Here is a 13,967-nt window from a genome sequence, read left to right on the forward strand (position 1 = left end):
GTGGTCCGCGGCGGGCGTCCGGAGCCCTGGTCCGGCTTTATCCGGCCGTCCGCCGCGGGCCGGCGTCCGTGTCACTTCCGGCGGCATCGCCTGAGCCGGCCGTACGGCTGCCGTCGCCGGTCCCCTGGTCCACGGGTCCGTTCCCGGGGCCGTCGTCCTCGGCGCGCTCGCCGATCCCGAAGCCGTTCTCCTTGCGGAAGGACTCGTAGATCTGGAGCAGCACCTGCTTCTGCCGCTCGTTGAGCGTGGGGTCGGCGAGGATGACGGCGCGCGTCTCGACCTCGTCCCGGTCCCGTTCGGCGTCGAGGATGCCGGCGCGGACGTACAGCGTCTCGGCGGAGATGCGCAGGGCCTTGGCGACCTGCTGGAGCACCTCCGCGCTGGGCTTGCGCAGCCCGCGCTCGATCTGGCTCAGGTACGGATTGGACACCCCGGCGGCGTCGGCGAGCTGCCGCAGCGACAGCTGGGCGTTCCGCCGCTGTTCGCGCAGGTACTCACCGAGGTTGCCGACGTTCAGCGATGCCATGCCTCCACCTTGCCCCACCCACGCTAACAATTGCAAGCACCCCGCTTGCAAGAGTGTGTCGTGTCACCGGTAAGGCGTCAGGAATGGAGAAGCGCCCGCCGTCGGGGCGCCGCTACGGTTGCCGGCATGGACGACGCCATCGCACAGCATGCCGCCGACAGTCATGACCTGATCCGTGTGCACGGGGCACGCGAGAACAACCTCAAGGACGTGAGCGTCGAGATCCCCAAGCGCCGGCTCACGGTGTTCACCGGGGTCTCCGGCTCGGGCAAGAGCTCGCTGGTGTTCGACACCATCGCCGCCGAGTCGCAGCGGCTGATCAACGAGACGTACAGCGCGTTCGTCCAGGGCTTCATGCCCACGCTGGCGCGGCCCGAGGTCGACGTGCTCGACGGGCTGACCACCGCGATCATCGTCGACCAGCAGCGGATGGGCGCCGACCCGCGCTCCACGGTCGGCACCGCGACCGACGCCCACGCGATGCTGCGCATCCTGTTCAGCCGGCTCGGCACCCCGCACATCGGCTCGCCCAAGGCGTTCTCCTTCAACGTCGCCTCGATCAGCGGCGCGGGCGCGGTCACCGTGGAGCGCGGAGGGAAGACGGTGAAGGAGCGCCGCGCGTTCAGCATCACCGGCGGCATGTGCCCGCGCTGCGAGGGCCGGGGCACGGTCACGGACATCGATCTGTCCCAGCTCTACGACGAGGACAAGTCGCTCAGCGAGGGCGCGCTCACCATCCCCGGTTACAAGCCGGGCGGCTGGAACCACCGCCTCTACACCGAGTCGGGCCTCTTCGACCCGGACAAGCCGATCCGCACGTTCAGCCGGCGGCAGCTCGACGACTTCCTGTACCGCGAGCCGGTCCGGATGAAGATCGCGGGCATCAACATGACCTACGAGGGTCTGGTGCCGCGCATCCAGAAGTCGATGCTCGCCAAGGACCGGGAGGCGATGCAGCCGCACATCCGGGAGTTCGTGGACCGCGCGGTCACCTTCACGACCTGCCCCGACTGCGACGGCACCCGGCTCAGCGCGGCGGCCCGGTCCTCGAAGATCAAGGGGATCAGCATCGCCGACGCCTGCGCGATGCAGATCAGCGACCTGGCCGCGTGGGTGCGCGGCCTGGCCGAGCCGTCCGTGGCGCCGCTGCTCACCGCGCTGGGCGAGACCCTGGACTCGTTCGTGGAGATCGGCCTCGGCTACCTCTCCCTGGACCGGCCCGCGGGCACGCTCTCGGGCGGCGAGGCGCAGCGGACGAAGATGATCCGCCACCTCGGCTCCTCGCTGACCGACGTCACGTACGTCTTCGACGAGCCGACCACCGGCCTGCACCCGCATGACATCCGGCGGATGAACGACCTGCTGCTGCGGCTGCGTGACAAGGGCAACACGGTGCTGGTGGTGGAGCACAAGCCGGAGGTCATCGCGATCGCCGACCACGTGGTGGACCTCGGCCCGGGCGCCGGTACGGCGGGCGGCACCGTCTGCTTCGAGGGCACCGTCGCCGGGCTGCGGGCGAGCGGCACGCTCACCGGGCGGCACCTGGACGACCGGGCGGCGCTGAAGAAGACGGTGCGGAAGCCGACCGGGGTCCTGGAGATCCGCGGCGCCAGGACCCACAACCTGCGGAACGTGGACGTCGACATCCCGCTCGGCGTGCTCACCGTCGTCACCGGGGTCGCCGGCTCCGGCAAGAGTTCGCTGGTGCACGGGTCGATCCCGGCCCGTGAGGGGGTGGTGTCGGTGGACCAGGCGCCGATCCGTGGTTCGCGGCGCAGCAACCCGGCGACGTACACCGGTCTGCTGGAGCCCATCCGCAAGGCGTTCGCCAAGGCCAACGGGGTGAAGCCGGCGCTGTTCAGCGCCAACTCCGAGGGCGCCTGCCCCTCCTGCAACGGCGCCGGGGTCGTCTACACCGACCTGGCGATGATGGCCGGGGTGGCCACCACCTGCGAGGAGTGCGAGGGCAAGCGGTTCGACGCCTCGGTGCTGGAGTACCGCCTGGGCGGGCGGGACATCAGCGAGGTGCTGGCGATGCCGGTGACCGAGGCCGAGGAGTTCTTCGGCGACGGCGAGGCCCGCACCCCGGCCGCCCACCGCATCCTGCGGAACATGGCCGACGTGGGCCTCGGCTACCTCACCCTCGGCCAGCCGCTCACCACTCTCTCCGGCGGTGAGCGGCAGCGGCTGAAGCTGGCCACGCACATGGCGGAGAAGGGCGGGGTCTACGTCCTGGACGAGCCGACCACCGGCCTCCATCTCGCCGACGTGGAGCAGCTGCTGGGCCTGCTGGACCGGCTGGTCGACGCCGGCAAGTCGGTGATCGTCATCGAGCACCACCAGGCGGTCATGGCGCACGCCGACTGGATCATCGACCTCGGCCCCGGCGCGGGCCACGACGGCGGCCGCGTCGTCTTCGAGGGCACCCCGGCCGACCTGGTCGCCGCGCGCTCCACCGTCACCGGCGAGCACCTCGCGGAGTACGTGGGCGCCTGACGCGGCGCGGGCCGGGCGTGCGGCGCCGTGTCGCCGGGCCACCGGCCATCGCCGACCGCGGGCGTGCCATGGCCGGACGCGCCCACGGGGCGGAGCCGCGTGTCAGACACGGCCACGCGCCCCTCCAGGGTGTCCCCTCAGCCACTCCTCCAGCACCGCGAAGTCGGCCTCGGTCAGGCCGTACCGGTGGTCGACGCGATGCGCGAGGGCTGGGGCCGGGTGGTGGACGGCGATCCAGGCGCGGTCGGCCCCGGTGATCTCGTCGTCCACCCAGACGAAGGGCCGGCCCGCCGCCCAGCGGGTCAGCGGCCAGGTCTTCCAGTGCTGCGGGGCCGGCCGCTCGTCCGCGTCCGGCCACCGCACGACCGGCAGCGGCGGCAGGCCCAGCCACGGCGCGATGCAGTCGTTGGCGTCGTCCATCCACGTCGTGGCCCACACAAGTTCGCAGCCCAGCGCCGTCAGCCGGGGCCCCAGCGCGGGGTCGAGGCGGGGCAGCAGCGGGTGGCCGGCCGGCACCGGCGGGCCGTCGTACAGCGGGTAGGCGCGGTCCGCCGCCCCGAAGGGGATGAGCGGACCGTCCACGTCGAGGAAGAGCAGCATCACCCTTCAGGTTCGTGCCCGCAGCACCGGTCGTCCAGGACCCCGCCCCCGGTCAGAACGGCAGCGGCCGGCTGTGGACGACGTCCAGCCGGGACACCGCCCGGGTGAGCACCACGTAGAGCCGGTGGGCGCCCCGTTCCTCCGCCTCGGCCACGGCCGCCGGTTCCACGGCGACGACGTGGTCGTACTCCAGGCCCTTGACCACGCTCGCGGGGACCACGGTCAGCCGGGCGGCGGGCGTGTCGGGGCCGGCCGTGTCGAGGCCGGCCCGGCCGAGCGCCGCGCGCACCCGGTCGGCGTCCGCGTCGGCCGTGACCACGCCGACCGAGCCCTCCCGGGCGAGGGCGTCGCGCACGGCGGTCACGGTGGTGCCGAGCAGGTCCTCGGTGGGCCGCAGGGTCAGCTCCCCGTCCGTGCGCAGCGAGGTGGCGGCGGGCACGGCGACGTCGAGGCGGGCGAGCAGCCGGTTGGCGAGCTCCAGCACGGCCGCCGGCACCCGGAACCCGGTGGTCAGCGGCACCACGGCCGCGTCCGGCCGGCCCAGGTGGCGCAGTTGGACGGACCAGTCGCGGGCGGCCCACGGGGTGGTGCCCTGGGCGAGGTCGCCGAGGACGGTCAGGGAGCCGAACTCGGCCCGGCGGGCGATGGCCCGGCACTCCATCGGCGACAGGTCCTGCGCCTCGTCCACGACGAGGTGGCCGTAGCCCTCGGGGTGTTCGACGAGCCCGGCGAGTTCGTCGAGCAGGACCAGGTCGGCGGCCGACCAGCGGGCCGACTTGTACGAGCGCGGCGGGCGGGGCCAGAGCAGTGCCGCCCGCTCGTCCGGGTCCAGCAGGCCGCCGGCCGCCCGGGCCAGCCCATCGGCGTCGGTGAGGAGTTCGGCGAGGACCTCCTCGGGGCGGACCTTCGGCCACACGGCGTCGAGCCGCTCGGTCAGCGGCCGGCAGCGCTCGACGCGGCGCGCCCAGGAGGCGGGCAGCACCCCGGAGCGCCGTTCGGCCCGGTCGCGCAGCCGCCGTACCACCCGGGTGCGCACCCGCTCCCGTCCGACGGCGTACGGCGGTTCCTCGGCGCGCACCTGAGCGACCAGGTCGGCGAGTTCGGCGGCGGGGACCCGCCAGCGGTAGGAGCCGTCGGGCACGACGAGGTCGGCGGCCCCGTCGGTGGTCACGCGCGCGTACAGCGCCCGGCGCAGCACCTCGGCCATGCGCGGGTCGTGCTTGACCGCCGCGGTCTTCAGCGGGTCGGTGCCGGTGACCGGGTGGCGGGCGATCTCGTCCAGCAGGGTGGACTGGCGGACGCCCGTCTCGCCGAGGGAGGGCAGCACCTCGGCGATGTAGCCGAGGAAGGTGCGGTTGGGGCCGAGGATCAGCAGGCCGGAGCGCTGGAGCCGCTTGGGGTGGGTGTAGAGCAGGTACGCGGCCCGGTGCAGGCCGACGGCGGTCTTGCCGGTGCCGGGGGCGCCCTGCACGCACACGGAGTCGGTGAGGGCGGCGCGGACGAGGTCGTCCTGCTCGGGCTGGATGGTCGCGGCGATGTCCCGCATGGGGCCGACGCGGGGCCGTTCGATCTCGCGGGCCACGATGTCGCTGGTCCGGGACTCGCCCCGGCCCAGGTGCTCGTCCTCCAGGCCGGTGAGGTCGGCGGAGTCGCCCCGGCTGCCGGGCGCCCAGCCGAACCGGCGCCGGACCGCCACGCCCTGCGGTTCGCGGGCGCTCGCCTGGTAGAAGGCGCGGGAGACGGGGGCCCGCCAGTCGACCACGAGCGGTGGTGCGGCCGGGTCCTCGGTGATGCGGACCCGGCCGACGTGGTAGCTCTGCCCGCCGTGCCCGGGGTCGCCGTCGGCGAAGTCGAGCCGGCCGAAGAACAGCGGGCCGGGCGGGAGTTCGCGCAGGGCCTTGGCCTGGCTGCGCAGCCGGTGGCCGAGGACTTCGGCGTCGGCTCCGGAGGCGGAGACGTCCTCCCCGATGACGACCTGCTCGGCGGCGCCCTCGACCATCGCGGCGAGGGCCGTACGGCAGGTGTCGTGGTAGGCGCGCTCGGTGTGCAGGGTGTCCTTGAGGGCGGAGTCGGATGACGTCATGGCGCCAGCGTACCGCCATAACGTTACCGAGTTACATTTCTTACCGAGTCACATACGCTGGCCCCGGAGCTCCGGCAGCGCCTCCGCCAGCCGCCGGAACGCCCGCTCCGCCGCCTCCACCGCGTCCGGCGCGACCTCCGCCACCGGCTCCCCCGCCGCGATCCGCCGCCAGTTGTCCAGGGCGAGGACCCGCTGTACGGCGATGATCTGCGCGGCGGCCAGCCGTGCCGCCAGATCACCCCCGAGCGCCTCGGCGAGCGCCGCCTCCGACCGCTCCTGGTGCGCGTACGCCCGCGCCACCAGGGACGGGGTGCCGTAGAGCAGACGGTGGAAGGCGAGCACGCCGGGGTGGTCGTTCAGCCCGGTGACCGGGTCGCGCCGCTCCAGGCCGGCGAGGAAGTGCCGGCGCAGCGCGTCCACCGGGTCGGCCGCCCCGGCGACCACCCGCGCGGCCTCCGTCTCGTGGTCCGCGATCCGGTGCAGGACCAGGTCCTCCTTGGCCGGGAAGTACCGGAAGAGGGTCGGCTTGGAGATCCCGGCCGCGGCGGCGACCTCCGCCACGGACACGGCGTCGAAGCCCCGCTCCAGGAACAGTCGTACGGCGATGTCCGACACGTCCTGGTACATCCGCTGCTTCTTGCGCTCGCGCAGGCCCATCTCACCCATGGGGTGAGCCTACGCAGGGCTGTCCGTACCGGTCCGCAGGCCCAGCGCGCGGGTCAGGTAGGGATTGGACCGGGGCGGGATGGTCAGGCCCAGCGACGCGGTGGCCGCCGCCAGGGTCATCGCGTACGAGTCCAGCGCCCTGCGGACGTTGGGCGCCTCCCGGCTCGCTCCGGTGACCAGCCGGTCGAGATCGACGTACGCCGAGCGGACGGTCTCGATCCACCGGTACACCCGCCAGTCCTGACGCCAGTTCCGGGTGCACTCCCGCGGCAGGCGGCGCTCCCAGCGACGGAACATGCGGTCGCGGATCTCCGGCCGGGTGGGAGTGAGGTGCATGTGCCGGACCAGGTCGTAGAGCGGGTCCCCGACCAGCGCCATCTCCCAGTCGATCAGGGTCAGCGCCAGACCGTCGTCCCGGCGCACCAGGTTCCAGGGGTTGAGGTCGCCGTGCAGCAGGGCCGGGGTACGGCGGGTGAGCCGGTGCCGGCCGAGGATCTCGCGCAGCCGGGACGCGCCGGGCAGCCCGAGGAAGCGGGCCAGTTGCCGTGACTCCTGCGGCAGACCGGCGACGAGCACGACGAGCTGGTCGCTGAGCCAGTCGTAGAAGTCCAGGCCGACGGCGACCGGGTCGAGCTGGGCGTGGTCGACCTCGGTGAGCGCGGCGAGCTGGTCCACGAGTCCGTCCGCCTCCTGCGGAAGCAGCCCGTGGACCGGATGGGCGGGCTTGCGGCCGGGGTCACGCGGGCCCTCGTAGGTGTGGATCGCGAAGCGGTCCCCGGAGTACGCCCGGTTGCCGGAATGGCTCTCTCCCAGCGCGAGGATCCTGGGCGCGGCCACCGCCGCCCGGGACTGCTCGATCGCCCGCAGCACGGCGTGCTCGCTGAGGAAGCTGCGTTCGAGCCGGCGGGCGTCCGCCACCTTGCGCCGCACGATGACGGGGAACTCGGTGCCGGGGGCCCACACCACCGTGTTGAGGTGCACCGTGCCCTTGAACACCCGTTCGGCCGGGGCCGCCCCCTCCAGGAGCAGGGCGTTCCCGACGGCCGAGTGGGGGAAGTCGGGGTGCTCCGAGACACGCCCGTCCGGCTTCCAGTCGATGGCCCGGGTGACCCGGCCGCCGCGGCCCGCGCCGCCGCGCCACACCGCGTCGCTCGCCGCGGCCCGCCAGCGGTAGAGGATGCCCTCGATCTCCCGCTCCCGGGGCGCCTGCCCCAGCCGCAGCGGCTCGGCGGCGAGCTCCAGGGCGCGGTGCACGCGGGCCGTCGCCTCGTCCAGGCTCTTCTGGTCGAAGGAGTCCTGGAGGGACTGCGCCGCCCTCATCACATCGGGGTACACCGACTGGGCCCGCTCGAAGGCTAGGTAGTGGGGCAGGTCCCGGGCCACCCCGTTGACGGCGGCGGGGCGCACCGCCTGCACGGCGTGCGCCCAGGCGTCGACGACCTCCTTCTCCTGGTGGTCCGGGTAGCGCATCCGGACCAGGTGGGTGGCGAGGTCGTGCAGCGGGTCGCCGTAGCTCGCCAGCTCCCAGTCGACGCAGATCAGCGGCGGGTCGCCGCCGTACGACATGATCACGTTGTCGCGGTGCAGATCGGCGTGGAGCAGGCTGTACGGCCGGCGCGCCATGGCCGGGACGCGTTCGGCCAGCCGCACCAGCGCGTCCTCCGGAATGCCCAGGGCGGCGAACAGCCCGCCGAACGCCGTCCAGTTGGGCTGCCGGATCTGCAGGTCGGCCATGCGGGCGAGGGTCTGCAGGAAGCCCTGGCTGTCGGTGTAGTTGCGCGGCCACAACGACGGCAGGGGCGGGAGCGTGGCGCTGCTGCGCACCTGTGCCGTCTCGGCGAGCAGACCCGCCAGCGCTCTTATCAGCAGGCCGTCGACCGGCTTGCCGTCGCCGCACACGCTGGACAGCGGTACGCCGTCCACATAGCTGTGGATGGCGAAGCCGTCGCCCTCGGCGAGGCACTCGGGCACGTTGGGCAGCACGCCGTGGACGGCCCGCAGGATCGCCGACTCGTTCTGCCAGGTGCGGATCACCACCGGCAGCGCGCCCTTGCGCCGCACCCGCACGGTCACGGGGACACCCGGCTCCCGGCCGAGCAGCCGGGCCACCGGCTCGGACAGCGGGACCACGTAGTTCTGGTTGTGGAACCCGCCGCTGGCCGCCCCCTCGGCGGCGGCGTACTCCAGGAACGTCCGGAAGACGGCCTGGCTCCGGGCTCCGTCGGCGCGGCCCCCGGTCGTGTCGAGGGGGACGGGAGGTGCGCCCACTGGCCGCTCCGGGGGTCGATCGCGCGAGAACACGAGAAGGGGAAGGCTGGGGAAAGGTTAAGTCCGCGTGACAGCCGGCACGACCGGGCGCCCAGCCGAGTAGCCCAACGGTGGTCTGCCACTCACCTGTGCGGGGTCGTCCGAGGCCGGCTCGTTCGCCATCCCTCGCGCAGGGACGAGCGGTCGCTCAGTCTGCGTGCGCGGATGCTATCGCATGGGCACGGGCCTCGTCGGTGAGCAACGTCCAGACTCCCTCGAACCAGCCCGTCATCTTGTCCACGAAGGTGGAGCCGGGGGAGTCGGGACGGCCGTCGCGGACGTGGTGGGTGAGCGTGGCACCGAGGCCCAGCACGTCGACGGCCTCGATCTCCTCGCCCGTCTCCAGCATCACCGGGCGTTCCACCGGCGTGTAGGTGCCGTGCAGCACCTCCTCGCCGTTGATGACGTACAGCTTGAACGACGGGGCCAGGGAGACGTGCCGGAACTCGTACTCCACCGACCTCACCAGCTTCTCGGTGCGCAGTTCGCCGAGGACCTTGCGCAGCGAGGCGGTGTGCCGTTCGGTGATGCCGCGCAGCCGGTCCAGCAGCCGGGCGTCGTCCCCGGGGTCCTTGCCCCGCGGGTAGGGCAGCAGCTCGATGACGGACGGGGACGGGAGCACCATGCGCAGGGCGATGCGCTCGGGCGCGATGATGCGGGCCCGGATGCGCTCGGCCTGCGCGTGGATGTGGGTGTCCAGGCTCTCGGAGGTCAGGGTGTAGATGTCCAGCGTGACCTCGTTGCGCTCGAACGCCTCGGCGATCAGCGGGCCCAGGGTCATCGGGTGCCGGGAGCGGCTGGCGCGGGGCGCGGCCGAGTGGATGCGCTGGTTCCTGACGACCCGTGAGCGCTTGCCCTGCTGCGACTCGATCCAGCCCTCGTTGCCCAGCTCGGTCAGCACCCGCTGCACGGTGAACCGCGAGACCCCGAACTCCTGCGCGAGCGCGTTCTGCGAGGGCAGCTCGGTGCCCAGCGGGTAACCGCCGTCGGCGATCCGCACCCGCAGCTCGTCGGAGACCCGGCGGAACGCCTTGCCGCCGGCCTCGTCGTCCTTCCTGCCCGTCCTGCCCGTCCCGCCCGTCACAGCCGGTACGTACCTCCGGCGGGCCCGCGGCAAACACCCGCGACCAGTCAACCAGTCAAGTCAACATGCCGGTTACTGGATCTAGTTGACAGGGAATGCAGCAACAAGCAGTCAACTTCACCAGTCAACAGGCAGGACCTGAGCGGTTGACTGATCAACGGCGGCGCACGGGGGGTGGAAGCCTTGACGGTCCATGTGCTCGGGATGGACGTGCGGATGGACGACCTGGTGCAACTGGCCTTCTGGGGCATCGGCCTGCTGACGCCGCTGACCGCCTGGGTCCGCGGGTGGGCACGGCGCCGGCGGGCGGCCGGGCTCCCGGACCCGGCACGGGCCACGGTCACCGGCGGCGCAGCGCCAGCAGCAGGGGCTCCAGCGACCCGACGACGCACTCGGCTCCGGCCTCCCGCAAAAGCTTCCCCTTCTGTTCGTTACGCGCGTAGCCGAGGAAGGGCACGCCGGCGTCGCGCGCGGCGGTCAGGTCGGAGGGAGAGTCACCGATCATCAGGGCGGCCGAGGGGGCGGCGCCCATCGCGCTCAGGGCCCGGTTCAGACAGTGCGGGTCGGGCTTGAGCAGGTGCAGGTCGGTGGTGCGGCCGTAGATGTGGGGGGTGAAGCAGGCGGTGAGGCCGCGGGTGTCGAGATAGGCGCGGACCACCCGGGGGGAGTTGTTCGTGGTGATGGCCAGGCGGGAGCCGACCGCGGTCCAGGTGCGGATCAGCGGGTCGGCGTAGGCGGTGGGCAGCGCGGAGGCGGCGGCCCGCAGTTCCTCCTTGGTGAGACGTTCCTCCAGTTCGGCGACGAGGTCGCTGCCCGGGTGCCGGCGGTCCACGGCGCGCAGCACCCCGTGCGGGTCCATCGCCTCGCGCTCGGTGTCGTCGAGCAGGCCGTGCAGCCCCCGCCCGGCCAGCCACTCCACCAGTCCGGCCGCCACCCGCTCCGCCTTGTGCCCGGCGAACAGGCGGCAGATGGGCCCGTCGAAGTCCCAGAGAACCACCCGGGCGCGGCGCAGCAGTTCTCGTAGCTGCGTGGCCGTACCGGCCGCTGTACCGGTCGTCGTGTCAGTCGTTGTCTCTGTGGTCACTAGGAGAGTGTCAGGTCCGTGGTGATGGTTTCCCAGAGGGCGTCGAACCACTTCTGGGACTGTTCCACGAACGCGGCGTCCCGGCGCCCGGTCCGCTTCTCGAAGGAGAACAGCAGCGATTCGGAGCCGAGCGTGTCGTACATCTCCAGCGTCCCGCTCTCGGTGGGCTCCGCGCGGCGCGTGACCATGTAGTACGCGTACAGCGCCTCCGCGCCGTTGAGCAGGTACAACTTCGCCGGCGGGGTGAACGGCAGCGCCCGGAAGGCGACGTGGACGTCGATGTCGTGGGTGCCGCGCAGGGCCTGGAGGTTGTACTGGAGCACCTGCCCCTGGGCGTTGCGCATCGCCAGCCACCGCTGGTGGACGGCGTCGTCGTCGCTGCCGGCGTCGACCGAGACCGGGAAGGCGAGGTTGATGTCCCGGGACGGCAGCAGGATGCGGACGTCGATCCGCTCCGGTCGCAGCCGGCCGTCGTGGATCAGGCGCAGCGGTTCGCCGAGGGCGGGGATCAGGCTCTGCGCGGTCAGGCAGACGGCGTCGATGCGCACGTGGGGCGCGGCGAAGGCATCGGTCAGCCGGGGCGCGAGGGCCACCATGGTCGGCTGCGGCTCCTCGCGCGCGGGGCCCGGTTCGGCGACCCGGGGCGGGCTGCCCTTGCTGACGTTGCTGAGCAGGCCGTCCTCCTGGAGCACGCGCAGGGCCTGGCGTACGGCGCCCCGCTCCACGCCGAACTCCTCGGCCAGCTCGGCCTGGGTGGGCAGCCGCTCGCCGACGCGGAGGGCGCCGGTCCGGATGCGTTCGCGCAGGGTGTCGGCGATCTGCTGGGGCGTGAGCCGCCCGCTGCCATTCACTGCCACGTTCTCCTGAGTCACGACCAAACGCTACAACCCTGAACCGTCTACGGGGAGTTGTTGGAAAGTTGTTTGCGGATGGGCGCCAAGTGGGGACAACCTAATCAGAGTTGGCTGCCAACTTGGTCAAGTTGGCAGACCGAAAGGGGGAACGTCCATGCCTGTCCTCGCGCTCCTCTCCGCCCTCTTCGTCGTCGGCTTCGAGCAGCTCGTCCAGTGGCGGTTCGGGGCCGCCGGCCTCGTCGGCCTGCTCCTGCTCACCGTCGGCGTCAAGGCCAAGAGCCCGGCCGTCAGCTCGGCCGGCGCGGTCCTGCTGGCGGTCCTGCTGGCCGGTCCCGCGCTGTAGCGCCGGCCGGCCCCGGCCCGCCGGCCTAGGGCGTCAGCACCAGATCCGAACTGATCGTCTCCCACAGCGCCTCGAACCACAGGCGCGACTGCTCCACGAACGCCGCGTCCCGCTGCCCGGCCCGCCGCTCGAAGGCGAACAGCATGGACCGGGTGCCGTCGGCGTCGTAAAGCTCCACGTGCTCGTGCTCGATCTCCCGCTCCCGGCGCCCCAGCGTGTAGTACGCGAACAGCGCCTCGGAGTCGCCCAGCAGGTAGAGCTTCACCGGCGGGGTGAACGGCAGCGCCCGGAAGGAGACCTGGACGTCGACCCCGTGCGTGGTGCACAGCGCCAGCAGGTTCTGCCGCAGGACCAGGCCCTGGGCGTTGCGCTGGGCCAGCCACCGCCGGTGCAGCAGACCGCCGTCGTCGGCGTCCACCGGCGTCGGGAAGGCCAGGTCGATGTGACGGCTGGGCAGCAGCAGCCGCACGTCGATCTTGGCCGGTTTCAGCCGTCCCGCGTGGATCTGTCGCAGCGGCTCGCCGATCGCCAGGGTGAGCGAGACGGAGGTCAGGCAGAGGGCGTCGATCCGCACGTGCGGGGCGGCGAAGGCGGCGGCGACGCGCGGCGCGAGGCCGACCATGGTGGGCTGCGGCGGCGCGGCGGGGCCCGCCGGGGGGCGCGCCGGCCCCGGGACCGCCGCCACGGTGGCCGGGCTGCCCTTGGAAACGCCGGTGAGCAGATGCTCCGACTGAAGGATGCGCAGGGCCTGCCGCACCGCGCCGCGTTCGACCCCGAACTCGTCGGCCAGCTTGGCCTGCGTGGGCATGCGCTCGCCCGGCCGCAGCACACCGGACCTGATCCGGCTGCGCAGTTCGTCGGCGATCTCGCGGTGGGACGAGCGGTGCCGCTGGGGCCTCGTCCGCCCACTGGAGGAGGCGTGCTCCGGGTCCACGAACAAACACTACAACTTCCCGCCAACTTACGGCAGTTCCCCGGCAGCTGGTTATAAGCCGCATTCCAGCGGACATAAGTAAAGTGAAGTTGGCAACCAACTTGTAGTACATGGTCGAACTTCCCAGTGGTTGGCCGCTCGGGTTCCCTTCCGGAGGGGAGCCGGGAGCCCGGACAGGGGACGGCCACCGGAGCGCACAGTCACAACTGAACAGCGACATCTGAATACCGACATCGCACAGCCACAACTGAACAGCTCGCTACGGATGACCAGCACGCGAAGGGAACCACAGCAGACAGGGCGCCGACCTCGAACGAGGCGGCGCCCTTTCGTCTGCGCTCAGCCGGTCACATCAGCAGATCGTCCACCTGGGCCTCGCCCACCCGGTACCGGCGGGCGATCTCCCCGCTGCAGTCGTCGGCCGTACGCTGCAACCGCTGGCGGCGCCGCGAGACCTCCTGCTCGTAGCGGACCAACCGCCCCATGGCCGCGCTCAGTTCCAGGTCCGTACGTGCCGTCAGGTCCGACAGCTCGACCTCGGCGAGCATCTCGGCGGCCAGCTGCCCGTACTCCTCGTTGTGCGGGGTGCCGAGCGTGACATGGCGGGCCGAGGAGCGCTGCCGGGCCGGGGCGTCCTTCAGGATCTCCGGGAGCCGGTCGACCACGGAGCCGTCCGCCGGCGCCGGCACGGACGCCCGGCCGCGCCGGCCCAGCTCCGCGCGCAGGATGTCGATCCGCCCCTGGAGCAGCCGCCGCACATAGCTGAGGTCCGCCTCGTCGCGCTGGGCGTCGCGGCGCAGGGTCCGCAGCTCGGGCAGGCTCAGCCGCGCCAGGTCGTGCTCGGGAGGCTCGGCGGGCAGCGCCGGGCCCGTGGTGCCGTCGGCGCGCTGGGCGGGCGGCCGGTACGTCCCCTGTGTCCCCAGCCGCCCGCTGGTACTCGGTGTGCTCATCTTGCGTGTGACCGTCCCCTCGACCGGCGTGTGGGAAGCA

General features: G+C 72.6%; 12 protein-coding genes. 2 read left to right on the plus strand and 10 right to left on the minus strand.

The window, feature by feature from the left end; genetic code table 11:
• Nucleotides 1-37: 37 nt before the first annotated feature.
• Nucleotides 38-526 (minus strand): helix-turn-helix transcriptional regulator, encoded by a 489-nt coding sequence (locus tag ACH4LD_RS09695; RefSeq protein ID WP_132785452.1) that lies wholly within the window; start codon nucleotides 524-526, stop codon nucleotides 38-40.
• A gap of 126 nt (nucleotides 527-652) precedes the next feature.
• Between ACH4LD_RS09695 and ACH4LD_RS09700 the strand changes: the two genes are divergently transcribed.
• Nucleotides 653-3,022 carry an ATP-binding cassette domain-containing protein gene (locus ACH4LD_RS09700; protein ID WP_398055612.1) on the plus strand — a complete coding sequence of 790 codons (2,370 nt, stop codon included), beginning with the start codon at nucleotides 653-655 and terminating at the stop codon, nucleotides 3,020-3,022.
• Between the two features lie 102 nt (nucleotides 3,023-3,124).
• Here ACH4LD_RS09700 and ACH4LD_RS09705 read toward each other — a convergent pair whose 3' ends face one another.
• From ACH4LD_RS09705 to ACH4LD_RS09735, 7 genes are all read right to left on the minus strand, one after another.
• Nucleotides 3,125-3,622, minus strand: a complete 498-nt coding sequence (locus ACH4LD_RS09705) for an HAD domain-containing protein (RefSeq protein ID WP_398055613.1) — start codon at nucleotides 3,620-3,622, stop codon at nucleotides 3,125-3,127.
• 52 nt (nucleotides 3,623-3,674) lie between these two features.
• Nucleotides 3,675-5,705: a HelD family protein gene (locus ACH4LD_RS09710; protein WP_398055614.1), complete on the minus strand. Its 2,031-nt coding sequence runs from the start codon at nucleotides 5,703-5,705 to the stop codon at nucleotides 3,675-3,677.
• A gap of 48 nt (nucleotides 5,706-5,753) precedes the next feature.
• Complete coding sequence (locus ACH4LD_RS09715) at nucleotides 5,754-6,371, minus strand: TetR family transcriptional regulator (protein WP_398055615.1); 618 nt, start codon at nucleotides 6,369-6,371, stop codon at nucleotides 5,754-5,756.
• Between the two features lie 9 nt (nucleotides 6,372-6,380).
• Complete coding sequence (locus ACH4LD_RS09720) at nucleotides 6,381-8,639, minus strand: phosphotransferase family protein (RefSeq protein WP_398055616.1); 2,259 nt, start codon at nucleotides 8,637-8,639, stop codon at nucleotides 6,381-6,383.
• A gap of 187 nt (nucleotides 8,640-8,826) precedes the next feature.
• Nucleotides 8,827-9,762 carry a winged helix-turn-helix domain-containing protein gene (locus tag ACH4LD_RS09725; protein WP_132785458.1) on the minus strand — a complete coding sequence of 312 codons (936 nt, stop codon included), beginning with the start codon at nucleotides 9,760-9,762 and terminating at the stop codon, nucleotides 8,827-8,829.
• 340 nt (nucleotides 9,763-10,102) lie between these two features.
• A complete protein-coding gene (locus ACH4LD_RS09730) occupies nucleotides 10,103-10,846 on the minus strand; it encodes an HAD family hydrolase (protein WP_398055617.1) in 744 nt (247 codons plus the stop codon).
• On the minus strand, nucleotides 10,846-11,724 hold the full coding sequence (locus tag ACH4LD_RS09735) for a winged helix-turn-helix domain-containing protein (RefSeq protein WP_207928364.1): 879 nt from the start codon (nucleotides 11,722-11,724) through the stop codon (nucleotides 10,846-10,848). The genes ACH4LD_RS09730 and ACH4LD_RS09735 overlap by 1 nt, the downstream gene beginning before the upstream one ends.
• Nucleotides 11,725-11,854: 130 nt before the next feature.
• Between ACH4LD_RS09735 and ACH4LD_RS09740 the strand changes: the two genes are divergently transcribed.
• Nucleotides 11,855-12,043, plus strand: a complete 189-nt coding sequence (locus ACH4LD_RS09740; RefSeq protein ID WP_014673494.1) for a hypothetical protein — start codon at nucleotides 11,855-11,857, stop codon at nucleotides 12,041-12,043.
• A 25-nt stretch (nucleotides 12,044-12,068) separates the two neighbouring features.
• On the opposite strand, the gene ACH4LD_RS09745 is transcribed toward ACH4LD_RS09740, so the two are convergent.
• Both ACH4LD_RS09745 and ACH4LD_RS09750 read right to left on the minus strand, forming a co-directional pair.
• Nucleotides 12,069-12,983 (minus strand): winged helix-turn-helix domain-containing protein, encoded by a 915-nt coding sequence (locus ACH4LD_RS09745; protein ID WP_398055618.1) that lies wholly within the window; start codon nucleotides 12,981-12,983, stop codon nucleotides 12,069-12,071.
• Between the two features lie 341 nt (nucleotides 12,984-13,324).
• On the minus strand, nucleotides 13,325-13,927 hold the full coding sequence (locus ACH4LD_RS09750; RefSeq protein WP_103809670.1) for an aerial mycelium formation protein: 603 nt from the start codon (nucleotides 13,925-13,927) through the stop codon (nucleotides 13,325-13,327).
• Nucleotides 13,928-13,967 lie beyond the last annotated feature (40 nt).

The sequence above is a fragment of the Streptomyces sp. NPDC017676 genome (assembly GCF_044329325.1).
Lineage (GTDB): Bacteria > Actinomycetota > Actinomycetes > Streptomycetales > Streptomycetaceae > Streptomyces.

Excerpts from the sequence above, each read along its gene's own strand:
- ACH4LD_RS09705 (WP_398055613.1), bottom strand. The coding sequence starts at position 3,622 with ATGCTGCTCTTCCTCGACGTGGACGGTCCGCTCATCCCCTTCGGGGCG.
- ACH4LD_RS09715 (WP_398055615.1), bottom strand. The coding sequence starts at position 6,371 with ATGGGTGAGATGGGCCTGCGCGAGCGCAAGAAGCAGCGGATGTACCAG.
- ACH4LD_RS09700 (WP_398055612.1), top strand. The coding sequence starts at position 653 with ATGGACGACGCCATCGCACAGCATGCCGCCGACAGTCATGACCTGATC.
- ACH4LD_RS09710 (WP_398055614.1), bottom strand. The coding sequence starts at position 5,705 with ATGACGTCATCCGACTCCGCCCTCAAGGACACCCTGCACACCGAGCGC.
- ACH4LD_RS09750 (WP_103809670.1), bottom strand. The coding sequence starts at position 13,927 with ATGAGCACACCGAGTACCAGCGGGCGGCTGGGGACACAGGGGACGTAC.
- ACH4LD_RS09695 (WP_132785452.1), bottom strand. The coding sequence starts at position 526 with ATGGCATCGCTGAACGTCGGCAACCTCGGTGAGTACCTGCGCGAACAG.
- ACH4LD_RS09740 (WP_014673494.1), top strand. The coding sequence starts at position 11,855 with ATGCCTGTCCTCGCGCTCCTCTCCGCCCTCTTCGTCGTCGGCTTCGAG.